The organism is Enterobacter sp. C4G1 (assembly GCF_052886895.1).
Genome location: NZ_JBQVVV010000002.1, coordinates 1,749,200 through 1,775,563, shown reverse-complemented (window position 1 = coordinate 1,775,563; position 26,364 = coordinate 1,749,200). Strand labels below are relative to the sequence as shown.

The 26,364-nt window shown below is 58.3% G+C and carries 22 protein-coding genes; 17 read left to right on the top strand and 5 right to left on the bottom strand.

Annotated elements, in window-relative coordinates; translation table 11 throughout:
* Nucleotides 1-95: 95 nt before the first annotated feature.
* The 3 genes from ACT9TW_RS22275 (at nucleotide 96) to ACT9TW_RS22265 (ending at nucleotide 3,004) form a co-directional block, all read left to right on the top strand.
* Nucleotides 96-1,637, top strand: a complete 1,542-nt coding sequence (locus ACT9TW_RS22275) for a peptide MFS transporter (protein ID WP_446493725.1) — start codon at nucleotides 96-98, stop codon at nucleotides 1,635-1,637.
* A gap of 63 nt (nucleotides 1,638-1,700) precedes the next feature.
* Nucleotides 1,701-2,735 carry a Gfo/Idh/MocA family oxidoreductase gene (locus ACT9TW_RS22270; protein WP_446493724.1) on the top strand — a complete coding sequence of 345 codons (1,035 nt, stop codon included), beginning with the start codon at nucleotides 1,701-1,703 and terminating at the stop codon, nucleotides 2,733-2,735.
* Nucleotides 2,736-2,788: 53 nt separating this feature from the next.
* Nucleotides 2,789-3,004, top strand: a complete 216-nt coding sequence (locus tag ACT9TW_RS22265) for a zinc ribbon domain-containing protein (protein ID WP_014071323.1) — start codon at nucleotides 2,789-2,791, stop codon at nucleotides 3,002-3,004.
* Here ACT9TW_RS22265 and xseA read toward each other — a convergent pair.
* The gene (xseA, locus tag ACT9TW_RS22260) at nucleotides 3,001-4,374 is read right to left on the bottom strand and encodes an exodeoxyribonuclease VII large subunit (protein ID WP_446493723.1); all 1,374 of its coding nucleotides are present in this window, start codon (nucleotides 4,372-4,374) and stop codon (nucleotides 3,001-3,003) included. The genes ACT9TW_RS22265 and xseA overlap by 4 nt on opposite strands.
* A gap of 159 nt (nucleotides 4,375-4,533) precedes the next feature.
* Here xseA and guaB point away from each other — a divergent pair, with 159 nt between their 5' ends.
* Nucleotides 4,534-6,000 (top strand): IMP dehydrogenase, encoded by a 1,467-nt coding sequence (gene guaB, locus ACT9TW_RS22255; protein WP_014071321.1) that lies wholly within the window; start codon nucleotides 4,534-4,536, stop codon nucleotides 5,998-6,000.
* A gap of 68 nt (nucleotides 6,001-6,068) precedes the next feature.
* Nucleotides 6,069-7,646: a glutamine-hydrolyzing GMP synthase gene (gene guaA, locus ACT9TW_RS22250; protein WP_446493722.1), complete on the top strand. Its 1,578-nt coding sequence runs from the start codon at nucleotides 6,069-6,071 to the stop codon at nucleotides 7,644-7,646.
* A gap of 56 nt (nucleotides 7,647-7,702) precedes the next feature.
* Here the strand turns inward: guaA and ACT9TW_RS22245 are convergent, their stop codons facing one another.
* A complete protein-coding gene (locus ACT9TW_RS22245; protein WP_014071319.1) occupies nucleotides 7,703-8,533 on the bottom strand; it encodes a MurR/RpiR family transcriptional regulator in 831 nt (276 codons plus the stop codon).
* A gap of 292 nt (nucleotides 8,534-8,825) precedes the next feature.
* Between ACT9TW_RS22245 and ACT9TW_RS22240 the strand changes: the two genes are divergently transcribed.
* From ACT9TW_RS22240 to iolB, 10 genes are all read left to right on the top strand, one after another.
* On the top strand, nucleotides 8,826-10,331 hold the full coding sequence (locus tag ACT9TW_RS22240) for a CoA-acylating methylmalonate-semialdehyde dehydrogenase (RefSeq protein ID WP_446493721.1): 1,506 nt from the start codon (nucleotides 8,826-8,828) through the stop codon (nucleotides 10,329-10,331).
* Nucleotides 10,332-10,342: 11 nt separating this feature from the next.
* Nucleotides 10,343-12,268: a 3D-(3,5/4)-trihydroxycyclohexane-1,2-dione acylhydrolase (decyclizing) gene (iolD, locus tag ACT9TW_RS22235; RefSeq protein WP_446493720.1), complete on the top strand. Its 1,926-nt coding sequence runs from the start codon at nucleotides 10,343-10,345 to the stop codon at nucleotides 12,266-12,268.
* 344 nt (nucleotides 12,269-12,612) lie between these two features.
* Nucleotides 12,613-13,599 carry an inositol 2-dehydrogenase gene (iolG, locus tag ACT9TW_RS22230; protein WP_446493719.1) on the top strand — a complete coding sequence of 329 codons (987 nt, stop codon included), beginning with the start codon at nucleotides 12,613-12,615 and terminating at the stop codon, nucleotides 13,597-13,599.
* A gap of 31 nt (nucleotides 13,600-13,630) precedes the next feature.
* Entirely contained in the window at nucleotides 13,631-14,560 is a 930-nt protein-coding gene (locus tag ACT9TW_RS22225; protein WP_436353629.1) for a sugar ABC transporter substrate-binding protein, read from the top strand.
* Between the two features lie 54 nt (nucleotides 14,561-14,614).
* Nucleotides 14,615-16,162 (top strand): sugar ABC transporter ATP-binding protein, encoded by a 1,548-nt coding sequence (locus tag ACT9TW_RS22220; RefSeq protein WP_446493718.1) that lies wholly within the window; start codon nucleotides 14,615-14,617, stop codon nucleotides 16,160-16,162.
* 11 nt (nucleotides 16,163-16,173) lie between these two features.
* Entirely contained in the window at nucleotides 16,174-17,202 is a 1,029-nt protein-coding gene (locus ACT9TW_RS22215) for an ABC transporter permease (RefSeq protein ID WP_010433895.1), read from the top strand.
* Between the two features lie 8 nt (nucleotides 17,203-17,210).
* Entirely contained in the window at nucleotides 17,211-18,344 is a 1,134-nt protein-coding gene (locus ACT9TW_RS22210; protein WP_446493717.1) for a Gfo/Idh/MocA family protein, read from the top strand.
* Nucleotides 18,345-18,356: 12 nt separating this feature from the next.
* Complete coding sequence (locus ACT9TW_RS22205; RefSeq protein WP_446493716.1) at nucleotides 18,357-20,261, top strand: bifunctional 5-dehydro-2-deoxygluconokinase/5-dehydro-2-deoxyphosphogluconate aldolase; 1,905 nt, start codon at nucleotides 18,357-18,359, stop codon at nucleotides 20,259-20,261.
* An 11-nt stretch (nucleotides 20,262-20,272) separates the two neighbouring features.
* On the top strand, nucleotides 20,273-21,163 hold the full coding sequence (gene iolE, locus ACT9TW_RS22200; RefSeq protein WP_446493715.1) for a myo-inosose-2 dehydratase: 891 nt from the start codon (nucleotides 20,273-20,275) through the stop codon (nucleotides 21,161-21,163).
* 9 nt (nucleotides 21,164-21,172) lie between these two features.
* Complete coding sequence (gene iolB, locus ACT9TW_RS22195) at nucleotides 21,173-21,997, top strand: 5-deoxy-glucuronate isomerase (RefSeq protein ID WP_446493714.1); 825 nt, start codon at nucleotides 21,173-21,175, stop codon at nucleotides 21,995-21,997.
* Here iolB and ACT9TW_RS22190 read toward each other — a convergent pair.
* A complete protein-coding gene (locus tag ACT9TW_RS22190; protein ID WP_446493713.1) occupies nucleotides 21,963-23,177 on the bottom strand; it encodes an MFS transporter in 1,215 nt (404 codons plus the stop codon). The genes iolB and ACT9TW_RS22190 overlap by 35 nt on opposite strands.
* Before the next feature lie 115 nt (nucleotides 23,178-23,292).
* Here ACT9TW_RS22190 and ACT9TW_RS22185 point away from each other — a divergent pair, with 115 nt between their 5' ends.
* Complete coding sequence (locus ACT9TW_RS22185; protein ID WP_446493712.1) at nucleotides 23,293-23,736, top strand: winged helix-turn-helix transcriptional regulator; 444 nt, start codon at nucleotides 23,293-23,295, stop codon at nucleotides 23,734-23,736.
* Nucleotides 23,737-23,792: 56 nt separating this feature from the next.
* Here ACT9TW_RS22185 and ACT9TW_RS22180 read toward each other — a convergent pair whose 3' ends face one another.
* Entirely contained in the window at nucleotides 23,793-25,022 is a 1,230-nt protein-coding gene (locus ACT9TW_RS22180; protein WP_446493711.1) for an MFS transporter, read from the bottom strand.
* A gap of 97 nt (nucleotides 25,023-25,119) precedes the next feature.
* Here ACT9TW_RS22180 and ACT9TW_RS22175 point away from each other — a divergent pair, with 97 nt between their 5' ends.
* Nucleotides 25,120-26,010 carry a LysR family transcriptional regulator gene (locus ACT9TW_RS22175; RefSeq protein WP_446493710.1) on the top strand — a complete coding sequence of 297 codons (891 nt, stop codon included), beginning with the start codon at nucleotides 25,120-25,122 and terminating at the stop codon, nucleotides 26,008-26,010.
* Here the strand turns inward: ACT9TW_RS22175 and ACT9TW_RS22170 are convergent.
* Complete coding sequence (locus tag ACT9TW_RS22170) at nucleotides 26,007-26,195, bottom strand: YfgG family protein (RefSeq protein WP_182061997.1); 189 nt, start codon at nucleotides 26,193-26,195, stop codon at nucleotides 26,007-26,009. The two genes, ACT9TW_RS22175 and ACT9TW_RS22170, sit on opposite strands and share 4 nt — an antisense overlap.
* Nucleotides 26,196-26,364: the final 169 nt, after the last annotated feature.

Here is a 26,364-nt window from a genome sequence, read left to right as displayed (position 1 = left end):
ACTCTTCGCCGCAGGCAAAAAATCGGCCAGATATATAACTGGTCGGCGTGTTTTGCGGTGTTTACAAGCACGACGACATACCTTTCGGGAGAATTATGCAATCCTCTGTTAATCAAAAAGAAAGCCGAACGTTCTTCGGCCATCCGTATCCGCTTGGCTCACTGTTCTTTACTGAAATGTGGGAGCGTTTCTCGTTTTACGGTATCCGCCCGTTACTCATTCTGTTTATGGCGGCAACCGTTTATGACGGCGGTATGGGGCTGGCACGTGAGAACGCGTCCGCCATCGTGGGGATTTTTGCCGGCTCGATGTACCTCGCCGCGCTGCCGGGTGGCTGGCTGGCAGATAACTGGCTCGGCCAGCAAAAAGCCGTCTGGTACGGCTCTATTCTGATCGCCCTCGGCCACCTCTCGATCGCGCTGTCTGCTGTGATGGGGAATAACCTGTTCTTCATCGGTCTGATGTTTATTGTGCTTGGCTCTGGCCTGTTCAAAACCTGTATCTCGGTGATGGTCGGTACACTGTATAAAAAAGGCGATGCGCGCCGTGACGGCGGTTTCTCGCTGTTTTATATGGGCATCAACATGGGGTCGTTCATTGCTCCGCTGATCTCCGGCTGGCTGATTAAAACTCATGGCTGGCACTGGGGCTTTGGTATCGGTGGTATCGGGATGCTGGTGGCGCTAGTTATCTTCCGCGTGTTTGCCGTTCCGTCCATGAAACGCTACGACAGTGAAGTTGGCCTGGATTCCACCTGGAACAGCCCGGTAGTGAAGCGAAAAGGCGTGGGCGCCTGGTTGCTGGCGCTGGCTGTGGGTGTGGCTGTTGTTGTGACGCTGATTGCGCAGGGTGTGATTGTCATTAACCCGGTTGCGGTTGCCAGTACGCTGGTTTACGTCATTGCCGCGTCTGTTGCTTTGTACTTCATCTACCTGTTTGTTTTTGCCGGCCTCAGCCGTAAAGAGCGCGCCAGACTGCTGGTGTGTTTCATCCTGCTGGTTTCCGCGGCGTTCTTCTGGTCTGCGTTTGAGCAAAAGCCAACCTCGTTCAACTTGTTTGCCAACGACTACACTAACCGCATGATCGGCGATTTTGAGATCCCGGCGGTGTGGTTCCAGTCGGTCAATGCCCTGTTTATCATCCTTCTGGCGCCGGTATTTAGCTGGGCATGGCCGAAGCTTGCGAGCATGAACATTCGCCCGAGCAGTATCACCAAATTCGTTATTGGCATTCTGTGTGCCGCAGCGGGCTTTGGCCTGATGATGCTGGCCGCGCAGAATGTGCTGGCTAACGGTGGGGCGGGGGTTTCTCCGTTCTGGCTGGTGGGCAGTATTCTGATGCTGACGCTGGGTGAGCTGTGCTTAAGCCCGATTGGTCTGGCGACCATGACGCTGCTGGCACCGGAAAGAATGCGTGGTCAGATGATGGGCCTGTGGTTCTGCGCAAGCGCGCTGGGCAACCTGGCGGCTGGCCTGATTGGCGGGCATGTGAAGGCCGACCAGCTTAATATGCTGCCGGATCTGTTTGCCCGCTGTTCTGTCGCACTGCTGATTTGTGCCGCGGTACTGATTGTGCTCATTGTTCCGGTACGCCGGATGCTGGAAAATACTCAGACTAAACCGGCCGCTAACGCCTGATAAAACCTCGATGTTGCCGGGGCAGGCGTAATGCCCCGGCAATTTACTCAACGAGGTAAGCACATGCTGTTAGGGTTTGTTGGACTTGGCTCCGTAGTTGAAACGGCATACCTGCCTGCTTTACGACTTCGCTTTAGCGACTCGCTACAGTGTCTGGGTTTTGATGTTGACCCCGCAAAACAGCCCGCCGACGTGACGCGATGCGCATCACTTGCTGAACTCCTCACTCAACCTCTCGATACCCTGTTTATCACCACGGCTTCCCTGCACCATCTTGAGGTGCTTGAGCAGGCGCTGGCTTCCCCGGTCCCGCGTATTGTTGTTGAAAAACCTATCGTCGCGACGCTTGCCCAAATCGAAAAACTGAAAACACTACTGGCATTGCCCGGCGCGGCTTCCCGTGCGCTGGCGCTCGATCACTGGATGGCGCGTCTCGGTACCGTGCAGCAGGGGCTGGTCGACACCGTGACTGATATTGTCAGAATCGAAGGATTTCTTGAGGAGCCGAGTGGGTATAACGCGGCGGGTGAGTCCATCGCGCTGAACTTTGCCACCGGCGAGCCGGATACGCGCACGCTTCGCCACCCGGACGGCGTTATCCTGGATATTGGCACGCATGTGCTGGCGATGATTCGTGAAACCTTACGCTATCTGGGGGGAAAGGGCGATATGGCCTTGCAGGTGGTGACCGCAAAGGACCGTCTGGGGCGGGATATCAGAAAAGGGGATTTGACCACCGCAGAGGGCGAGGCATACCTTCAGGGGCAGATCAGCGGCGTGCCGGTCGATCTCTGGTTAAACAAATATGCCGGGCCGTCTGGCGGGCAAAAAGGGCTGCGGATTTATCTGCGCGATGGACGTATCATCAGCCACGACAGACGCGGTGCAGAAGATGTTCTGGAACATATTGATGGTGAGGACATTCAGCGCTGGCATATGCCTGGCTCCATCTATGAGCACTGCCTGGCCGGACATATTCTGGGGGCGCAAAGTCTGTTCGAACGCGATCTGCAGGAAGTGCCCCGCACAACGCAACGCAGAATTGAAGAGGTTGAGCTTTTGCTGACATTACAGCAACAGCTGCGTGGCCCTCATTAAGCGCATCGTGATAAAATTAACGCAGTAATGAATACCTGGTTAAAGGAGTCACTATGTCGATTATCTGCCCGGATTGTCATGCAGAGCTGGAGCCACAAAACGGTGTGGCGCACTGTGAACAGTGTAACAACGATATTGCGCTGGAAGCGCGCTGCCCGGAGTGCCATAAGCCGCTCCAGGTGCTAAAAGCCTGCGGTGCAGTGGATTATTTCTGTCAGAACGGCCACGGGTTAATCTCTAAAAAACGCGTGGAATTTGTGCCGGTTTAATCCGGCTTTTTCTTCCGCGTTTTTTTGGCAACGGTTACGCCTTTCACTTCGCTTTCCACCCAGCCATCTGACAGGCGGGTGGTGAGCACATCACCGGCTTTCACTTGTTTGGCCTGCTTCAGCACTTTGCCATCCGTTGCGGTTGTCACGCTGTAGCCACGCGCCAGCGTGGAAAGCGGGCTGACGGCCTCAAGATGGGTCACGGCATTTCCAAAGCGCTCACGGGTGTTGCTCAGTCGTGCACGCAGATTCTCTGTCAGGCGAAACTCCAGCTGTTGAATACGCGTTTGCGCGCGATAAATTTTCGGCTGCGGGTTTTGCTGGTTCAGGCGTTGGGTCACACGCTGCTGGCGTGATACCGCGCGCTTAAGTTGATTATCCAGGGCGAAGTTCATCCGCTGGCGCAGGCGATCCAGCACGGTCTGCTGACGCGCCAGACGCAACTGAGGGTGCTGCTGTTGCAGGCGATGATGAAGCTGCGTAAAGCGGCGGGTGCGATTCGCGAGGAAATAGTCCATCGCCATTTCAAGACGCTGCTGCCCGTTCTGAAGCTGGCGCAGCAACTCAAGCTGATTGCGGCTCACCACTTCTGCCGCCGCCGATGGCGTAGGCGCGCGCAGATCCGCCACAAAATCAGCGATTGTCACGTCTGTTTCATGCCCGACGGCGCTCACCACCGGGATAAGGCTGGCAAAGATGGCCCGTGCTACCCGCTCGTCGTTAAAGCTCCACAAGTCTTCCAGCGAACCGCCGCCGCGACCGACGATTAATACGTCGCACTCCTGACGCGCGTTGGCCAGCTCTATTGCGCGGACGATTTGCGCAGGTGCATCGTCACCCTGAACGGCTGTCGGGTAGATGATGACCGGAAGGGAAGGATCACGGCGCTTAAGCACGTGCAAAATATCGTGCAGGGCCGCACCGGTCTTAGAGGTGATAACGCCCACGCAGTGCGCAGGTGAGGGCAGCGGTTTTTTGAACTGCTGGTCGAACAGACCTTCTGCGGAGAGTTTAGCTTTTAACTGTTCGTATTTCTGTTGCAGTAAGCCTTCACCCGCAGGCTGCATACTCTCGACAATAATCTGGTAGTCGCCGCGCGGTTCATACAGGGTGATATTGGCGCGAACCAGAACCTGCTGACCATGCTGCGGGCGGAAGGTAACGCGACGATTGCTGTTGCGGAACATCGCGCAGCGTACCTGGGCGGTATCGTCTTTTAGCGTAAAGTACCAGTGGCCGGATGACGGTTGGGTGAAGTTTGAGATTTCACCACTGATCCAGACCTGCCCCATTTCCTGCTCAAGCAGTAAACGAACCGTTTGGTTTAGGCGGCTGACAGTAAAAATTGAGGGGGTTTGAGAGGATAACATGTGAGCGGGATCAAATTCTAAATCAGCAAGTTATTCAGTCGATAGTAACCTGCTGAGAGGGGAGCGCAAGTATTTTTTATAAAAAAGTGTGGATGCAATCGGTTACGCTCTGTATAATGCCACGGCAATATTTAACCACCCAGGTCAGAGATATTGCCCATGCTACGTATCGCTAAAGAAGCACTGACGTTTGACGACGTCCTCCTTGTTCCCGCTCACTCCACCGTTCTGCCGAATACTGCCGACCTCAGCACGCAGTTGACTAAAACCATTCGCCTGAACATTCCTATGCTCTCTGCGGCAATGGACACCGTGACTGAAGCGCGCCTGGCTATCGCCCTGGCACAGGAAGGTGGCATTGGCTTTATTCACAAAAACATGTCTATCGAGCGTCAGGCTGAAGAAGTTCGCCGCGTGAAGAAACATGAATCCGGTATCGTCACCGACCCACAGACCGTTCTGCCAACTACCACGCTGCACGAAGTTAAAGCCCTGACCGAACGTAACGGCTTTGCCGGTTACCCGGTTGTGACTGAAGCCAACGAACTGGTGGGTATCATCACCGGCCGTGACGTGCGTTTCGTGACCGACCTGAACCAGCCTGTCAGCGTTTACATGACGCCGAAAGAGCGTCTGGTGACCGTTCGCGAAGGCGAAACACGTGAAGTGGTCTTCGCGAAAATGCACGAAAAACGCGTTGAGAAAGCGCTGGTTGTGGATGCGAACTTCCACCTGCGTGGCATGATCACCGTTAAAGACTTCCAGAAAGCAGAACGTAAACCAAACGCCTGTAAAGACGAGCATGGCCGTCTGCGCGTAGGTGCTGCGGTTGGCGCGGGTGCTGGCAACGAAGAGCGTGTTGATGCGCTGGTTGCGGCAGGCGTTGACGTGCTGCTGATTGACTCCTCTCACGGCCATTCCGAAGGCGTTCTGCAACGTATCCGTGACACCCGTGCGAAATATCCTGACCTGCAAATCATTGGCGGTAACGTGGCGACTGGCGCAGGCGCTCGTGCTCTGGCTGAAGCCGGTTGCAGCGCGGTGAAAGTGGGTATTGGCCCTGGCTCCATCTGTACTACCCGTATCGTGACCGGCGTGGGCGTTCCGCAGATCACCGCCGTTTCTGATGCGGTTGAAGCGCTGGAAGGCACCGGCGTTCCGGTTATCGCTGATGGCGGCATCCGCTTCTCTGGTGACATCGCTAAAGCCATCGCCGCTGGCGCTGCTGCCGTAATGGTAGGCTCCATGCTGGCCGGTACTGAAGAATCTCCGGGCGAAATCGAACTCTTCCAGGGCCGTTCTTACAAATCTTACCGCGGTATGGGTTCCCTGGGCGCGATGTCCAAAGGCTCTTCTGACCGTTACTTCCAGACCGATAACGCCGCTGACAAACTGGTACCGGAAGGTATCGAAGGTCGCGTTGCCTATAAAGGCCGTCTGAAAGAGATCATTCACCAGCAGATGGGCGGCCTGCGCTCCTGTATGGGTCTGACCGGCTGTGGTACCATTGACCTGCTGCGTACTAAAGCGGAATTCGTACGTATCAGCGGTGCGGGTATCCAGGAGAGCCACGTTCACGACGTGACGATCACTAAAGAGTCCCCGAACTATCGTCTGGGCTCCTGATTTTCTTCGCCCGACCTTGTGTCGGGCGATTTATTTAATCTGTTTCACTTGCCTCGGAATTAGCGTCAATGACGGAAAACATTCATAAACATCGCATTCTCATCCTGGACTTCGGTTCTCAGTACACTCAACTGGTGGCGCGCCGCGTGCGTGAACTGGGCGTTTACTGTGAACTGTGGGCGTGGGATGTCACGGAAGCACAGATTCGCGAATTCAATCCAAGCGGCATCATCCTGTCCGGCGGCCCGGAAAGCACCACCGAAGACAACAGCCCGCGCGCACCGCAGTACGTGTTCGAAGCAGGCGTTCCGGTGTTCGGCGTGTGCTACGGGATGCAGACCATGGCAATGCAGCTGGGCGGCCACGTTGAAGGTTCTAACGAGCGTGAGTTCGGCTATGCGCAGGTTGAAGTAGTTACCGACAGCGCGCTGGTACGTGGTATCGAAGACTCCCTGACCGCAGACGGTAAACCGCTGCTGGACGTGTGGATGAGCCACGGCGACAAAGTGACCGCTATCCCGGCTGATTTCGTGACTGTTGCCAGCACCGAAAGCTGCCCGTTCGCCATCATGGCAAACGAAGAAAAACGCTTCTACGGCGTACAGTTCCACCCGGAAGTGACCCACACCCGCCAGGGGATGCGCATGCTGGAACGCTTCGTGCGTGACATCTGCCAGTGTGAAGCCCTGTGGACTCCGGCAAAAATCATCGACGACGCCGTTGAGCGTATTCGCCAGCAGGTTGGTGATGACAAAGTGATCCTTGGCCTGTCCGGTGGCGTTGACTCCTCCGTGACAGCGATGCTGCTGCACCGTGCTATTGGCAAAAAACTGACCTGTGTATTCGTGGACAACGGTCTTCTGCGCCTGAACGAAGCCCAGCAGGTTATGGACATGTTCGGTGACCACTTCGGTCTGAACATCGTTCACGTGGAAGGCGAGAAGCGCTTCCTCGATGCGCTGGAAGGTGAAAACGATCCAGAAGCCAAACGTAAAATCATTGGCCGCGTCTTCGTAGAAGTGTTCGACGAAGAAGCGCTGAAGCTTGAAGACGTTAAATGGCTGGCACAGGGCACTATCTACCCTGACGTTATCGAATCTGCTGCCTCAGCAACCGGTAAAGCACACGTCATCAAATCTCACCACAACGTGGGCGGCCTGCCGAAAGAGATGAAGATGGGTCTGGTTGAACCGCTGCGTGAGCTGTTCAAAGATGAAGTGCGTAAGATCGGTCTGGAGCTGGGTCTGCCGTACGATATGCTCTACCGTCACCCGTTCCCGGGTCCAGGTCTGGGCGTGCGTGTGCTGGGCGAAGTGAAGAAAGAGTACTGCGACCTGCTGCGTCGTGCGGATGCTATCTTCATCGAAGAGCTGCACAAAGCTGACCTGTACAACAAAGTGAGCCAGGCGTTCACCGTGTTCCTGCCAGTACGCTCTGTAGGCGTGATGGGCGATGGCCGTAAATACGACTGGGTTGTTTCCCTGCGTGCGGTAGAAACCATCGACTTCATGACTGCACACTGGGCGCACCTGCCGTACGACTTCCTGGGGCGCGTGTCTAACCGCATCATCAACGAAGTCAACGGCATTTCCCGCGTGGTGTATGACATCAGCGGTAAGCCACCGGCTACGATTGAGTGGGAATAATCCTCCTCTGATCTAACCCCAAAACCCTCTGCCTGTGCAGGGGGTTTTTTATTTCCTTACTTCCCCTCACCCAATCTATACGCCAGCGCCACTACCAGCGACTGCACCAGGCACAGCGTTGCTGACTGAGACCGGAACGCATCCACCTGCGCCTCTTTCACCACAAAGCAGAGATCGCTAAACGTCGCCAGCGGGCTAATCTGGCTGTCGGTAATCACAATCTGCCGCGCGCCGACGCTGGCAGCGGTTTCGCTGACCATCACCGTCTCTTCCGCGTAAGGCGAGAAGCTGATCGACACCACAATGTCGCGCGCTTTAATGCGGCTGATCTGTTCGCGCAGCATCCCGCCCATGCCGTCTAGCAGAATAGGGCGGCACTCCAGATGGCTCAGGGCGTAGGTCAGATAGGCGGCGACGCTAAAGGAGCGACGTAAACCGGCGATGTAGATGGTGTCGGCATCGGCCAACAGCTGAACGGCGCGCTCCAGCATCTCCGGCTCGGCGCGGGCAGCCAGCTGCTGTAGCGCCTGTGCATTTGAACGGGCGAACTCCTGCAGGATATCGAGCGGCGTTTCCGGTACGGTCTCGTTCTCCATTTCGCGAAACAGCCGGGCGCGATCGCTGTAGCTGGCGGTTTCTTCCACCAGGTTCATGCGAAACAGCTGTTTCATTTCGTTGAACCCGGTGAAGTCAAAGGCGTTGGCAAAGCGGATCAGCGTCGACGGCGGCACATCGGCGCGCTCGGCAATAACGGCAACCGTATCAAAGGCCACGCTGTTGGTGTTATCCAGCACGTAGCGGGAAACCTGCTGCAGCCTCTTGCTCAGGCTATCGTAGCGATCGCGGATTTGCTGCTGCAGTTCGTTCAGGCTGGTTGCTGTCGTCATGTTATCCCCCAAATACAGTCATATGATTCTAAACGCAAAACCGCGTCTTTTAAATGTCGGCCATCCATCTGGCAGCAAAAATGAAACAGAAGCTTCAGTCATTTCCTCGCCCGAAATCCCTTAATAGCGCACGCTGCGTCAGTGTTGTTGGCTGTTAACATAAAAATCCATCCTTGATCACAATAATCATCATTTATTTTATTTCAACTTAAAATGGAATATTTGTTTCATATATAGTGTTCAGTACACAGTGTTCAGGTAACAATCACGTATCAACAGCGAGAGGTTAAGGATGGAGACGGTAGCGAATTTTATTCACGGCGAAAGTGTCACCGGTTCAGGCCAGCGCGTTCAGGCGATCTTCAACCCGGCCACTGGCGAGCAGATCCGCCAGGTGGTGATGAGTACGGCACAGGAAACCGGGCAGGCCATTGCCGCCGCGCAGCAGGCGTTTCCGGCGTGGGCGCGTCAGGCTCCGCTTAAGCGCGCGCGCGTGATGTTCCGCTTCAAGGCGCTGCTGGAAGAGAACATGGCGCGCCTGGCCCGCATCATCAGCGAAGAGCACGGCAAGGTCTTCTCTGACGCGGTGGGCGAACTGACCCGTGGCCTGGAGGTGGTGGAATTTGCCTGCGGCATCCCGCATCTGCAAAAGGGTGAACACTCTGCGAACGTAGGCACCGGCGTCGACAGCCACTCGCTGATGCAACCGCTTGGGGTCTGCGTCGGGATCACGCCGTTTAACTTCCCGGCGATGGTACCAATGTGGATGTTCCCGATTGCGCTGGCGACCGGTAACACCTTCGTGCTGAAACCGTCGGAAAAAGATCCTTCTCTCGCGCTCGCACTTGCGCAATTGCTGAAAGAGGCCGGCCTGCCGGACGGCGTGTTCAACGTGGTGCAGGGCGATAAAGAGTCTGTTGATGTGCTCCTGACCGACCCGCGCGTGCAGGCGGTGAGCTTTGTCGGCTCCACGCCAATTGCGGAATACATATACCAGACCGCGTCCGCTCACGGTAAGCGCTGCCAGGCGCTGGGCGGCGCGAAAAACCACTGCATTTTAATGCCAGATGCGGACATGGAGATGGCGGCCAACGCCATTATGGGCGCAGGCTTCGGCGCAGCGGGGGAACGCTGCATGGCGCTCTCGGTGGTGCTGGCGGTGGGTGATAAAACGGCCGATGACCTCTGCGCCCGGCTGGAAAAACAGATTGCCGCGCTGCGTGTAGGGCCGGGTCTGGACCAGTCGCCAGAAAACGAAATGGGTCCGCTTATCTCTTCCGCGCACCGCAGTAAAGTGCTGGGCTACATCGATAGCGGGGAAGCGCAGGGGGCGAAACTTCGCGTGGACGGTCGCGGCTTCAGCGTGAAAGGGCACGAACAAGGCTATTTCGTCGGGCCGACGCTGTTCGATAACGTCACTCCGGAGATGACCATCTATAAAGAAGAGATTTTCGGCCCGGTGCTTTCTGTGGTGCGCGTAGCAGATTACGCCAGTGCGGTGGATCTGATTAACCGCCATGAATATGGTAATGGCTCGGCGATCTTCACCCGTGACGGCGGCTGTGCGCGCCGCTTCTGCGAAGAAGTGCAGGCGGGCATGGTGGGGGTCAACGTGCCGATCCCGGTGCCGATGGCATTCCACAGTTTCGGTGGCTGGAAACGCTCTATCTTTGGTGCGCTCAACGTCCACGGCAACGACGGCGTGCGTTTCTACACCCGAATGAAAACCATCACCGCGCGCTGGCCGGAAATGCAGCAGGAGACAGGCGCTGCGTTCTCCATGCCAACGCTGGGCTGACAGGAGGTTTTATGCAAACCGAACGTATGACCATGGCTCAGGCGCTGGTCCGGTTCCTTAATCAACAGTACGTCAGCGTTGACGGCGACGAAACGCCCTTCGTGGAGGGCATCGCCACAATTTTCGGGCATGGCAACGTGCTCGGTATTGGCCAGGCGCTGGAGCAGGACCCCGGCCATTTGCAGGTGATGCAGGGCTGCAATGAGCAGGGGATCGCCCATATGGCGACGGGATTCGCCAAACAGCACCGCCGTCAGCGTATTTTTGCCGTCACCTCTTCCGTCGGGCCGGGCGCCGCCAATATGGTGACCGCTGCGGCAACCGCCACGGCGAACCGCATCCCGCTGTTGCTGCTGCCCGGTGATATCTACGCCAGCCGCCAGCCGGACCCGGTGCTACAGCAGATCGAGCAATATCACGATCTCAGCATCAGCACCAACGACTGCTTCCGCCCGGTCTCCCGCTACTGGGACCGCATCAACCGGCCGGAGCAGCTGATGAGTGCAATGTTAAGCGCGATGCGAACGCTTACTGACCCCGCCAATACCGGGGCGGTGACCATCTGCCTGCCGCAGGACGTGCAGGGCGAAGCCTGGGATTATCCCCTGAGCTTCTTCGCGCGTCGTGTGCATCACATCGAACGTCGTCCGCCTGACCCGCTGCGTCTGGCGCAGGCTCAGGCGCTGATCGCCCGCAAGCGTCGTCCGCTGGTAGTGTGCGGCGGCGGCGTACGATACTCCGGCGCGCATGAGGCGTTTCGTGAATTTGTCGAGACGTTACAACTGCCGTTTGCCGAAACCCAGGCCGGAAAGGGGGCGCTGGTAAGTGACCACCCACTTAATCTGGGCGGGTTGGGTGTGACGGGCGGAATGGCTGCCAACCAGCTTGCACCGCAGGCGGATTTAGTGATTGGCATCGGTACGCGCCTCACGGATTTTACCACCGGCTCCAAGGCGCTCTTTTCCCATCCTGACGTCGAATTTCTGCTGCTGAACGTGGCCGAATTTGACGCCCTGAAGCTCGACGCCACCGCGCTGATTGCTGATGCCCGGACCGGGCTGAAGGCCCTGAACCATGCGCTCAGGAATTACCGCAGCGGCTGGGGAGAAGAGATTGCCCAGGCGCAATCTGCCTGGCGCGATGAGTGCCGCCGTCTGTGGGATCGCCAGTGGCATCCGGCAGATATACCCGAAGTGGCGGGGCACCTGGATGCGCAACTGACGGAATACGGCGAGACGCTTAACACCCGCCTGACCCAGACGCGGGTGCTGGGGCTGATCAACCAGCATATTGAAGATAACGCCATTGTGGTGGGCGCGGCCGGTTCGCTGCCGGGAGATTTACAGCGTCTCTGGCAGGTCAAAACGCCGGACAGCTATCACCTGGAGTACGGCTATTCCTGCATGGGCTACGAGATTGCGGCCGCCATTGGTGCCAGGCTCGCCAGGCCAGAGCAGCCGGTGTACGCCATGGTGGGGGACGGCTCCTACATGATGCTGCACTCCGAGCTGCAAACCGCGGTGCAGGAGGGGATTAAGGTCACCATTTTGCTGTTTGATAACGCCAGCTTTGGCTGCATTAACAACCTGCAAATGGGGCACGGGATGGGCAGCTTTGGCACGGAAAACCGCCAGCGCAATCCAAAAACCGGGCGGCTTGACGGGCCGCTGGTGAAGGTCGATTTTGCGCAAAACGCGGAAAGCTACGGCTGCCGCGCGTGGCGGGTAAACGATGAGCAAAGCCTGCTGGCGGCGCTTGAGGCGTCACGCGCGCATCCTGGACCGACGCTGCTGGACATCAAAGTGCTGCCGAAAACCATGACCCACGATTACGCCGCGTGGTGGCGAACCGGCGATGCGCAGGTGGCAGAGTCATCTGCTGTGCGCGAAGCTGCTCTGCAAACGCAGGCGCAGGTGAAAAAAGCCCGTCAGTATTAAGTTTTCCCTCCTTAACGAAATTTTCATTTCATTTCCCCTCACCCTAACCCTCTCCCCAAAGGGGAGAGGGGATGGTTCGGTGCGGCCTTTTCTCCCTGGCCCACTTGGGGAGAGGGGGCGGCTCGGGGCTGTCTTTTCTCCCTCGCCCCTTTGGGGAGAGGGCCGGGGTGAGGGGAAGATGCCCTCCCTTCTATGTTGTGAGATTGATAACAGAATTTATCTCATTCATCTCAAAAGTGTTAACTCGCACTCAAAAACATAATTTTCACTATTTATAAAAATGAAATAAATGTTTTATTTATAGGGTCGTTAGTTCACAGCATTCACCAACACCGGGAGCCGTTATGTTTAACATTGCTTTACTGGGCGCTGGCCGAATTGGCCAGGTACATGCAGCTAACATCGCCAGCCACAGCGCGACCACGCTCTGGTCCGTGGTTGACCCAAATCAGGAATTTGCCACTCGCCTCGCGACGCAGTATCAGGCCCGCCAGCAGAGCCTTGACGAAGCGATGACCGACCCTAACGTTCACGCCGTGCTGATCGCCTCCGCGACCGATACTCACGCAGACCTGATTGAAATGGCCGCCTGCCACGGCAAGGCCATTTTCTGTGAAAAGCCGGTACACCTTGACCTCGCCCGCGTGCGCGACTGCCTGAAAGTGGTCAAAGAGTACGACGTGCCGTTGTTCATCGGCTTTAACCGTCGCTTTGACCCGCAGTTCCGCCGTGTGAAAACCGACGTCCAGGCCGGGCGCATCGGCAAACCGGAATCACTGCTGATCATCTCACGCGATCCGTCTCCGCCACCTGCAGAGTACGTGCGCGTCTCCGGCGGTATGTTCCGCGATATGACCATTCACGACTTTGATATGGCGCGCTTCATCATGGGTGAAGAGCCGGTATCGGTATATGCCCAGGGCAGCAACCTGGTGGATCCGGCGATTGGCGAGGCGGGGGATATCGATACCGCGTTTATCGTTCTGAAATATGCCTCCGGCGCGATGGCCACCATTGTTAACAGCCGCCGCTCCTCTTATGGCTATGACCAGCGCCTTGAACTGCACGGCTCCGAAGGGCTGCTGTGCGCGGGCAACATTCTTGAAAACCAGGTGCAGCACTACGGCCAACAGGGCTGCACCAGCGCGCTGCCGGAACACTTCTTCCTGCAACGCTACAAATCCGCTTACGCCGCGGAATGGGAACACTTTGTTGCGGTTCTGCGCGGCGAAGCGGTGCCTGATTGCAGCGGCGATGATGGTGAACGTGCGCTGTACCTTGCGGATAAAGCGCTGGAATCGCTGCGTAGCCAGCGCGAGATCGTCCTCTAAACACAACAACCCTACACAGAGAGACATAATAATGAAAAAACTGATCTTAGCCGCCCTCATCGCCATGACGTCCGGGGCCGCTCTCGCCGAAAACGAGCAAATTGTTTTCAGCACGCCAAACCTGGCCATGCCGTTTGAAGTTCACATGCAGCGCACGGCGGTGAAAGCCGCAAAAGAGATGGGCGTGAAGCTTCAGGTGCTGGACGGGCAGGGCAGCTCACCGAAACAGGTGGCTGACCTGGAAAACGCCATCACTCGTGGGGCGCAAGGTTTTATCGTCTCCCCGAACGACGTGAACGCGGTCTCCAGTGCGGTGGATGAAATTCAGGATGCGAAGCTGCCGGTCGTTACGCTTGACCGCTCCGTCGACAGCCAGAAAAAAGTGCCGCACTTTGGCGCCAACAATTACAAAGGCGGCCAGGCGGTTGGCGACTTCGTCAAAACCAAATTCCCCAATGGCGCGGACATTATTCTGCTCACCGGTCAGCCAGGCTCTTCTTCCAATATTGAACGCACTAAAGGGATCCGCGACAGCCTGAAGGCGGGCGGGGATAAGTACAAGATCGTCGCCGATCAGACCGGCAACTGGATGCGTTCAGAAGGGATGCGCATTGTTGAAAGCGTCCTGCCTTCACTGCCGAAACGTCCGCAGGTGATCCTCTCCGCCAACGACGATATGGCGCTGGGGGCGATTGAAGCCCTTCAGAGCCAGGGCGTGAAACCGGGCGAAATTCTGGTCACTGGTTTTGATGCCGTTCCTGAGGCGCTGGCCCGCGTGCGCGACGGCTGGCTGGCGGTAACGGCGGATCAGCGTCCGGGCTTTGCGGTGCAGACGGCGATGAGCCAGCTGGTGGCCAGCGTGCGTGAGAAGAAAGCGATAACCGGGGCAGACTACCCGCCGACGCTTATCACCAAAGAGAACCTGCAACAGGCTGAGCGTATCGGCGAAGCTGGCAATTGATATGTCCGCAGCCGCCGCGCAAGCGGCGGCTCACTCTAAAGGAGGAGCAGACTGATGTCGCAACCCTTACTGAAAGTGACCGACCTGGCCAAAAGCTTTTCCGGCGTCTGGGCGCTGAGCAGCGCTCAACTGACCGTCGGCAGCGGAGAAATTCACGCCCTGCTGGGGGAAAACGGGGCAGGAAAATCCACGCTGCTGAAAGCGCTCGCGGGCGCGCAGCCGCAAACGCGCGGCGATATCTGGTTTAACGGCGAAACGCTGCCGGTGGACGATTCCCCGGTGGCACGGCAGAACAAGGGCATTATCACCATCTATCAGGAATTTAACCTGCTGCCCAACATGACCGTCGCGGAAAACATGTTTCTCGGGCGTGAGCCGCGCAGGCGTAACCTGATCGTCGACGAAAAGGCGGTAAATCAGGAGGCGCAGGTCATTCTCGATTACCTGCAGCTGAACGTCGCCCCAACCACGCCTGTCGCCCGTCTGAGCGTGGCCCAGCAGCAGATGGTGGAGATCGCCCGGGCGCTGACCCTCAACGCCAGGTTAATCATTATGGATGAACCTTCCGCCGCGCTGAGCGACAGCGAGGTGGAAAGCCTGCACCGCGTGGTGCGTGAGCTTAAAAACCGCGGTGTGAGCATTATTTATGTTACCCACCGTCTGCACGAAGTTTTCCAGCTCTGCGATCGCTTCACCGTTTTCCAGGACGGCCGTTTCACCGGCACCGGCGCGGTGGCAGAGACCAACGTTGAACAGCTGATCCGCCTGATGGTCGGGCGCGACGTGGCCTTTAATCGCCGTCCGGCCAGCGAAACCCATCATGAAGATAAACCCATCCGCCTGGCGGTGAAGGGGCTGAGCCGCGAAAAACCGCCGCTGGATCCGCACGGCATTGCCCTGCACGACATCAGCTTCCACGTTCACGCCGGGGAAGTCTTAGGCATTGCCGGGCTGGTGGGCGCAGGGCGCACCGAGGTGGCGCGCTGCCTGTTTGGCGCAGACGCCTTTACCTCGGGCAGCTTTGAGCTGGACGGCGTGCCGTACCAGCCGCGCGACCCGCTTAATGCCCTTGATCAGGGCGTGGCGCTGGTACCGGAAGACCGCAAAAAAGAGGGGGCGGTGCTGGGGCTGTCGATTCGCGACAACCTGTCGCTCTCCTGCCTCTCCTCGCTCCTGCAGTGGCGCTGGTTCGTGAACACCCGCAAAGAGGACGACCTGATTGAGTCCTACCGCAAAGCGCTGCAGATCAAAATGGTCAACAGCGAGCAGGAAGTGCGCAAGCTCTCCGGCGGCAACCAGCAAAAAGTGATCCTCGCGCGCTGCATGGCGCTCAACCCGCGGGTGCTGATCGTCGATGAACCGACGCGCGGCATCGACGTGGGGACCAAATCAGAAGTGCACCAGGTGCTGTTTGATATGGCGAAAAAGGGCGTGGCGGTGATCGTGATCTCCTCCGATCTGCCTGAAGTGATGGCGGTGTCTGACCGGATCATCACGCTCAGTGAAGGCCGGGTGACCGGCGAGATCCACGGCGACGACGCTAATGAAGAACGGTTGATGACGATGATGGCCATCAACCACAACGCCCTGAACGCGGCATAACGGAGTTTCTCATGACGCAGATGATTTCTAAAACACAGGCCCCGGTCAAACGCGCCGGACGCATCGATCCCATCGCCTTCTTTGAGCGCTTCGGGGTACTGATTTTCATGATCCTGCTGCTGATTTTCTTCCAGTCGCAGAACAGTAATTTTTTCTCTGAACGCAATATTTTCAACATCCTGACCGAAGTCTCTATCTACGGAATCATGGCTGTGGGGATGACCTTCGTCATCCTGACTGCCGGGATAGACCTTTCCGTGGGCTCCATTCTGGCGGTGTGCGCCATGACCGCGGCGTACGTGATTAAGGGCGACAACTTCACCACCGTCGACCCGAACGCCTGGGGCGGCATGAGCTGGCTGATTGGGCTGGGGATTTGTCTGGCCATGGGTACGGCGATTGGCTTCCTGCACGGTCTGGGCGTGACTCGCCTGCGCCTGCCGCCGTTCATCGTGACCCTTGGCGGGATGACCATCTGGCGCGGCCTCACGCTGGTGATTAACGACGGCGCGCCGATTGCTGGTTTTGATCCTGGCTACCGCTGGTGGGGACGCGGGGAGCTGCTCGGCATCTCCATTCCTATCTGGATCTTCGCCATCGTTGCCATCGGCGGGTATCTGGCGCTGCATAAAACCCGCTGGGGTCGCTTCGTCTACGCCATTGGCGGTAACCCGGAGGCGGCACGCCTGGCGGGGGTGAACGTCAAACGCGTGCTGGTCAGCGTGTATGTATTGATTGGCTGTCTGGCGGGGCTGGCGGGCTTCATTCTGAGCGCGCGTCTGGGGAGCGCCGAGGCGGTCGCCGGGATCTCCTTTGAGCTGCGCGTCATCGCTTCGGTGGTGATTGGCGGCACCTCGTTGATGGGCGGTTACGGGCGCATTGGCGGCACCATTATCGGCTCCATCATCATGGGTATTCTGATTAACGGCCTGGTGCTGATGAACGTCTCGGCCTACTACCAGCAAATTATCACCGGATTAATTATCGTTCTGGCGGTGGCGTTTGATACCTACGCCAAAAGCCGTCGCGGCGCACTGTGAGGATCACGATGAAAGAGGTTCGTATTGGATTGATTGGCACCGGGTATATCGGCAAGGCACATGCCATCGCCTATGCCCAGGCTCCGACGGTATTCAACCTGCGCGGTAAGCTGGTGCGCGAGATGGTAGCCGAAGTGAACCCGACGCTGGCGGCAGAGCGTGCGCAGGCGTTTGGCTTCAACCGTTCAACCGGGGACTGGCGGGCGCTGGTGGCCGACCCGGCCATTGACGTGGTGGATATTTGTTCGCCTAACCATCTGCATAAAGAGATGGCGCTGGAGGCAATCCGCCACGGCAAGCACGTCTACTCGGAGAAGCCGCTGGCGCTGAATGCCCACGACGCGCGCGAGATGGTCGACGCCGCGAAGCGGGCAGGGGTGAAAACGCTGGTGGGGTTCAACTACATGAAGAACCCGACGGCGCAGCTGGCGAAAGAGATTATTGCGCGTGGCGAGATTGGCGAGGTGATCCATTTCTACGGCACCCACAACGAAGACTATATGGCCGACCCGCTTTCGCCCATTCACTGGCACTGCTTTAAAGAGACTGCCGGGCTGGGGGCGCTGGGCGATCTGGCGGCGCATATCGTCAATATGGCGCAGTACCTGGTGGGGGAGATTGAGCAGGTCTGCGGCGACCTGAAGATCGTGGTCCCGGAACGCCCGGCAAAGGCCGGATCGTCGGAGATGATTTCCGTCGAAAACGAGGATCAGGCCCACGCGATGGTGCGTTTTGCCGGTGGGGCGCAGGGGGTTATTGAAACCTCACGCGTTGCCTGCGGCCGCAAGATGGGGCTGTCGTACGTCATCACCGGGACCAAAGGCGCTATCAGTTTCACCCAGGAGCGCATGGCTGAGCTGAAGCTCTATCTGCATGACGATCCGGTGAACCGTCAGGGGTTCCGCACGCTGCTCGTTGGCCCGTCACACCCGGACTACGCCGCGTTCTGCATGGGCGCGGGCCACGGTATTGGCTTTAACGATCAAAAAACGGTGGAGGTGCGCGACCTGGTTGACGGGATTGCCGCCGACGCGCCGATGTGGCCGGACTTCGAAGAGGGCTGGAAAGTGTCTCGCGTGCTGGACGCGATTGCACTCTCGCATCTACAGGGCCGCTGGCTGAACGTGAACGACATTGTCTGATGAGGTATCAACGTGGAAAAGCAGTTTGATGTGATATGCATGGGCCGCGTGGCGGTAGACCTCTACAGTCAGCAGATTGGTGCCCGCCTGGAGGATGTGTCAAGCTTCGCCAAATATCTCGGCGGATCGTCCGGCAACGTGGCGTACGGCACCGCGCGTCAGGGTTTACGTTCGTCGATGCTGGCGCGCGTGGGCGATGAACATATGGGCCGCTTCCTGCGCGAAGAGCTCAACCAGGTGGGCTGCGATACCAGTCATCTGATTACCGATAAAGACCGCCTCACGGCGCTGGTGTTACTCGGCATTAAAGACCGGGACACTTTTCCTCTGATTTTTTATCGCGATAACTGCGCGGATATGGCGATTACCGCCAGCGATGTGGATGAAAGCTACATTGCCTCCGCACGTTGTCTTGCCATCACCGGGACTCACCTTTCTCACCCACAGACCCGCGAGGCGGTGCTAACGGCGCTGGGCTATGCCCGCCGTCACGGCGTTCGCACGGTGCTGGACATCGACTACCGTCCGGTACTGTGGGGGTTGACCGCCTTAGGCGATGGCGAAACGCGCTTTATCGCTGCCGATAAGGTCACCCGCGAATTGCAGGAGGTGCTGCACCTCTTCGACGTCATTGTCGGCACCGAAGAGGAGTTCCACATTGCGGGCGGCAGCACGGATACCCTACAGGCGCTGGGGCAGGTGCGTGGTGTGAGTCAGGCCTCGCTGGTCTGCAAACGTGGTGCGCTTGGCTGTTCGGTCTATACCGACGCCATTCCGCCCCGACTGGACGACGGCCTGACGGTGACCGGCGTGCGCGTGGAGGTGCTGAACGTTCTCGGCGCGGGGGATGCGTTTATGTCCGGTCTGCTGCGCGGCTACCTGAACGACGAGGGCTGGGAGCAGGCGTGTCGCTATGCCAACGCCTGCGGCGCGCTGGTGGTCTCGCGCCACGGTTGCGCCCCGGCGATGCCGAGCAAAATTGAACTGGATGATTATCTTTCCCGCGCCACCCTCGTTCCGCGCCCGGATCTTGACTCGCATCTTAACCATCTCCACCGCGTCACGACCCGCCGCCGCGAATGGCCGGAGTTGTGCGTGATGGCCTTTGACCACCGTAGCCAGCTGGAAGATATGGCAATGCAGTGTGGCGCGTCGCTCAAGCGCATTTCGGCGCTGAAACAGCTGATCCTGCAAGCCAGCCGTGAGGCGGCGAGCCGCGCCGGGCTGGAGGGCAAAGCTGGTCTGCTGTGCGACGGCACCTTTGGTCAGGACGCGCTGAACGCGATAACCGGCGAAGGGTGGTGGATTGGTCGCCCCATTGAGCTGCCGGGCTCCCGGCCGCTGGAGATGGAGCATGGCAACATCGGCACCCAGCTTATCAGCTGGCCGCAGGAGCATGTGGTGAAGTGCCTGGTCTTCTTCCACCCGGAAGACGCCCACGGCCTGCGCCTGGAGCAGGAGCAGAAAATCGCCGAGGTGTACCACGCTTGCTGTCAGTCCGGGCATGAGCTGCTGCTGGAGGTGATATTGCCCGCGACCATGCCGCGCAGTGACGAACTTTACCTGCGTGCTATCTCCCGTTTCTACAACCTGGGCATTTACCCCGACTGGTGGAAACTGCCGCCGCTCTCAGCCGAGGGCTGGACGGCATTGAGCGAAATCATCGAACGTCGTGACCCGCACTGCCGTGGGGTGGTGATCCTGGGTCTGGACGCCCCGGCAGAACAGCTGCGCGCCGACTTCAAAGCGGCCTCGGGGCAGGCGCTGGTCAAAGGCTTCGCCGTGGGACGCACGCTGTTTGGCGATGCCTCGCGCGCATGGCTGAAACACGATATTGACGATGCGCAGCTTGTGGCGCGCATTCGGGACAACTACCTGCAGCTTATCGCCTGGTGGCGCGAGCGCGGACACGCATAATGGAGACGACAATGAGTGTACAACTGGGCATTAACCCGCTGACGTGGACGAACGACGATCTGCCTTCACTCGGCGCGGAGACGTCGCTGGAAACTTGCCTGAGCGAAGGTAAAGAGGCCGGTTTCGCCGGTTTTGAACTGGGCAATAAATTCCCGCGCGAAGCACGTCTGCTCGGCCCCATCTTGCAGCGCCATGACCTGCAACTGGTCTCCGGCTGGTATTCTGGCCGCCTGCTGGAGCGCAGCGTGGAGGAGGAGATCGCCGCCGTGCAGCCGCACCTGACGCTGCTGCGCGAACTGGGCGCGAAGGTGCTGGTCTTTGCGGAAGTGAGCGGCTGCATTCACGGCGAGCAGCAGACCCCGGTGCATTTGCGCCCGCGTTTCCCGCAGGAGCGCTGGAAAGAGTATGGCGAGAAACTCACCGAATTTGCCCGCTATACGCAGCAGCAGGGAGTGCAGATTGCCTACCATCACCATATGGGCACGGTGATTGAGTCCGCTGACGACGTGGACAACCTGATGACCCACACCGGCGACGCGGTGGGGTTACTGCTGGATACCGGGCATCTGACCTTTGCCGGGGCCGATCCGCTGGCGGTGGCGCAGCGCTGGGCGTCGCGTATCGACCACGTTCATTGCAAAGACGTGCGTGCCGACATACTGGCGGACGTGAAAAACCGTAAAACCAGCTTCCTCGATGCGGTGCTGAGCGGCGTGTTTACCGTGCCGGGCGACGGCTGCGTGGATTACCCGCCGATCATGCGGCTGCTGAAAGCACAGGACTATCACGGCTGGCTGGTGGTGGAGGCCGAACAGGATCCGGCGATAGCCCATCCGCTGACCTACGCCCGTCTGGGGTATAACAATCTGAGCCGCCTGGCGCGCGACGCCGGACTTATTTGAGGAGGTGACATGTCACGTCTGTTATCACGCTGGCAGCAGCCGAACGGCGAGGGGCGCACCCAGTCGGTCACGCCGGAAAGCGCAGGTTGGGGGTATGTCGGCTTTGAGGCGTATGAACTACAGGAGGGGCAGCAGCTGACGCTGCCCGCCGTGAGCGAAGAGCGCTGTCTGGTGCTGGTGGCCGGACGCGCTTCCATCAGTACGCCTTCCGCGCAGTTTAACGACATCGGCGAGCGGATGAGCCCGTTCGAACGCATCAAGCCGTGGTCGGTTTACGTCACCCCGCAGGAGACGGTGCAGGTGAAGGCGCTGACAAAACTGGAGCTGGCGGTCTGCGCCGCTCCCGGCAAAGGCACGTACCCTACGCGGCTGATTGCCCCGCAGGATATCGACGGCGAAGCGCGCGGCAAGGGTAATAACCAGCGCTACGTGCATAATATTCTTCCGGAAGACAAACTGGCCGACAGCCTGCTGGTGGTGGAGGTCTGGACCAACGAAGGTTGTACCAGCTCGTACCCGAGCCATAAGCACGACACGGATAATCCGCCGAACGAAACCTATCTTGAGGAGACGTACTATCACCGTCTGAACCCGGAGCAGGGGTTTTGTATACAGCGCGTTTACACCGACGACAGAACGCTGGATGAGTGTATGGCGGTCTACAACCGTGATGTGGTCATGGTGCCGAAGGGCTATCACCCGGTGGCGACGATGGCCGGGTATGACAGCTATTACCTCAACGTGATGGCCGGGCCGGTGCGAAAATGGATGTTCACCTGGGAAGACGATCACGCGTGGATTAATCACGATTATCCCGCAGAGAGTGGGCGCTGAAGCGGGTTAACAACCAGAACACCAGCGCCAGCAGGCTGACCGAGGCGCCAAGCAGGCAGACGCCCGGCCAGCCGGCAAAGGCATACATCATCGTCGTGCCGAGCGCGCCGAGTCCACTGCCGACGGCATAAAACAGCATGTAAATCCCGACCAGTCGGCTGTGCGCCTCGGGACGGGTGCGAAAAATCATGCTCTGGTTGGTGACGTGCAGTGCCTGTCCGCCCAAATCGAGCAGGATGATGCCGATAAGCAGGATCCCGAGTGAACGGTCCATAAGCGACAACGGCCACCATGCCAACAGCAGAATCACCAGTGCCGCCGCGCTGGTGCGTTGAGCATAGCCCCGATCGGCCCATCGTCCTGCCCGGCCAGCCGCCAGTGCCCCCACCGCGCCAGCCAGTCCAAACGCGCCAATCGCGGTATGCGAGAAGCTAAAGGGCGGGGCGCTCAGCGGCAGCACCAGCGCGCTCCAGAAAATGTTGAACGACGCAAACATCAGCAGCGCCAGCACGCCGCGTATCTGCAGGATTTTTTCCTGGCGCAGCAGCGTCAACATTGAGCCCATCAGGCGCGGATAGCTTATCCTGGCAGAGACGGCTGGCAGAGCGGGAAGTCTCCACCACAGTGGTAATGCAATGATGAGCATCAGCGCGGCGGCACACAGATAGACCCCACGCCAGCCAGCGATATCGCTGATGCCGCCAGCAAAGACGCGCGCGAGCAACAGACCCATGAACACGCCCCCCTGCGCCGCACCGACAACACGCCCTTGTTCATGCGGCGACGCGGCGCTGGCGGCATAGGCAATCAGCCCTTGCGTCATTGCCGTACCCAGCATGCCGGTCGCAAGCATACCTGCGAGCAGGGCGGAGGAGGTCTGCGCCATGCTGACGTAAAACAGCGCGACTACCAGCCCCACCAGTTGTATTGCCATTAGTCGCCGGCGATCAACGTTGTCACCCAAAGGAACCACAAGCAACAGAGCCAGTGCGCAGCCCATTTGCGTCGCGGTCACCACGCCACCCACCGCCGCATGGCTGATACCGAAATCGCTCGCCAGCGCATCAAGCAAAGGCTGCGCGTAATAGACGTTAGCCACGCTTAAACCGCTGGCGATGGCGAACAGCCAGACCATGCTGCGCGGCATATCGGCTGAAAGAGGGGCTGATGTCAGTGACATATTTACTATTCCTCGCCTGAGTTAACCTGGTTTTAAAATGAAACTGGTTGAATGCTAGGTTATGTGGTTTTAAAATGCAACTGGTTATGGCTGGCCTTTGCGAGGAAAAAACGAGATGTCCCAAAAGACGGTTAAACAGGAATATTGTCCCGTTGCCCGCAGCGTCGAGGCGATCGGGGATCGCTGGTCGCTGCTTATTGTGCGTAATGCGTTTGACGGCATGACGCGCTTCGGGGATTTTCAGCGGAGCCTCGGAGTGGCGCGCAACATTCTTTCTGACCGGCTTCGCAAGCTGGTTGATGCGGGCATCCTGACGTTACAGGGGGCATCAGATGGCACGGCGTATCAGGAATATGTGCTGACCGATAAAGGTGAGAGTCTTTTCCCCGTGGTCGTGGCGCTGCGTCAGTGGGGAGAACAGCATCTTTTTGCGCAGGGCGAGCGCCACTCGCAGCTGGTCGACAGGCGGACGGGCAAGCCGGTTCCCTTTATGGCGCCAGCAGCGCAGGACGGCACTGCTCTGCTGCCGGGGGATACGGAAGTGCAGAAAGTCAAATGAGCCGCCTTTTCAGCAAACCATCGGTTCTGAATGATGTCGGACACAGATAACCGTATTTATGTATCAGAGAGATTTGCCGGAGGCGCCGTTTTGTACCCGTTAGTCAGCGTGGCGCGCTGGATACAGTGCGATGCAGTTAGCCTGCCGGGAAGACGGACAATCGCTATCGCCAGCCCGGTAATCACCAGCGTCAGGCCCGCTGAGACCCACATTGCGCCGACAACCCCCAGCGTTTTATTCAGCCACGCATAGGCAAACGGCGACACCGCCGCCATCAGTTGACCGGGAATAAGCAGTATGCCGGTACGGGCCGCATAGCTTTCGGGACTAAACAGTTCTAGCGGCAGGGTGGCTTTGACGAGGGTGACCAGCCCGTTTATCGCACCGTATCCCAGCACGAACCCGGCGGCGCACCAGACAAAAAGGGCGCTGCTTAACCCGACGAGAAAGCAGATCGGCATAGCGATCGCGGTGAAAAGGGTCAGATTGAACGGCGTTACGCGGGTGCCCGCCATCACTTCCATCGCGCGCGCGCCGGTCTGGCCGAATCCCCACAGCATGCCAACGGCCACCGGCAGCCCAAAGTGGGTGATAAACTCTGGCAGGTGGGTGGACGTTCCGTTAGAGACGAAGGTGATAAGGGCAATAAAGACAGCATAAAGCCAGCCGTTACGCCGCTCGTTATTCAGCGGCGGCGCGCTGACCTTTGTCGTCACCGTCAGCCGCTGCCGGGGAAGCGTACGTATCAGTGCCACGCTCAGCAGACCAAAGAGGGCATAGACGCGCAGCACGTCCTGCCAGCCCATGATGTGAAGCAGGCCATCACCCAGCGGCCAGAAGATGGCTGAGGCCAGCCCGCCCGCCAGCGTGACGCGCGAGATCGTTCTTCGCGCCTGCTGCCCGTACAGGTTCACCAGCGCGGCGAACAGCGCATCGTACAGCGACAGGCGCATCCCGACGCCGGTGACCAGCCAGGCACAGTACCAGCCAAAAAGCGTCTGGGTATACGCCATCACCGCGCAGCTTATGGCGATCAGTAACGTGCCGCCCATCACCACCTTCTGACCGCCAAAGCGTGCCAGCAGGCGGGCGACAAACGGAGAAACCGCCGCCATCACCAGCATCGCCAGCGTCAGGCCGAGGTAAATCTGTGGTGATGACCAACCCCGGTCAGCTGAAATCGATCGCGCAAGGGTGCCGGGCATATAAAACGAAATTCCCCAGTTGATGAGTTGATTGCATCCCGCCGTCAGGGCGAGTCGGCGAGGCAGAACAGGTGTTTCCATTATTTTTCATTCCGTTATGCAGTTGTCCTCAGCATAACGGGCGCGGTATTGTGCAGGCAGGCTCGCGACCTTATGACCTGTATAAGAGAAACTTTGAATGACGACGCTAAATCTGGGCAATCTGGCGACTTTTCGCCTGGTGGTACAGCGGGGCAGCTTTTCCGCCGCTGCGGATGTGCTTGGTATTTCTCAGCCTGCGGTTAGCCTGCAAATCCGCCAGCTAGAGCAATTTCTCCAGACGCGATTAATTGAGCGCACTGGGCGCGGCATTAAAGCCACTGCAGCCGGGCTGGCGTTGTTAAGCCACGGGGAGCGTATCGAACAAGTGGTGGATGAGGCCATTCGTTCCGTCAGCGAGTTTAACCGCGAGGTGAGCGGCACAATCACGCTCGGGACTGGGGCAACGGCCTGTATCCATCTTTTGCCTTCGCTGTTGCAGCAGCTACGAAACGACTACCCGTTGTTAAAGGTGGGCGTCACCACCGGAAATACGCTCGATATTGCGCGCGCGATTGAAGAAAATCGTCTGGACATGGGGCTGGTCACGCTGCCTGTCAGCGGGCGCGCGCTGGATGTTATGCCGGTGATGAACGAAGAATTCGTCTTTATTGTTTCTCAGGAGCAGCCCGGCGCGTGGGATTTGCTGACACCAGAGGTTCTGCACGCTCAGCCCCTGATTGCTTTCGAATCGGGAAGCGGTACACGCGCGTTGATTGACAGCTGGTTTGAGGCCTGCGGGATCGCGATAGCACCGGTCATGCAGCTCGGAAGCATTGAGGCTATCAAACGTATGGTGCGTGCAGGGCTTGGATACAGCATCGTGCCGCGAATGGCGGTGGAAAACCCAGCCGATTGCGAAGGGTTAAGCGTGCATTCGCTGACGCCGGTTTTGCAGCGCCAACTGGCTGTAGTGATGCGCCAGGATAAAATCCTGAGCAAAGGGATCTCTGCCATTATACGGATGCTGCAAAATAAGCCGCTGGTTTAGCGTTCGGAAGTATAGACGGACAGACTGGTTTGCTGAGATTGCATTTTATCCTGATGGTGATACCAGGCACCGATGGAAGAATAAACAAAGCGGCCAAAGAAAAAGAGAAAACTGATAAGCAGTATGATGCGGGTCATCCGAGTGTTAAATCGATGTCGTTTGTGCATACGCGTGGCCTGACTCACTGTGTTTATCCTGGGCATACCCTTTTGGGCGATACGGATATTAAGGCACAGTGGGAAGAGGGGGTCAATTCTGGAATGTGTAAAAAACCGTCAACGTTTACATTAACTAATGTTATTAAACATGGTTTATGCATTTACCGCTTTGATAAAATAAATAAAACGAGTTCCG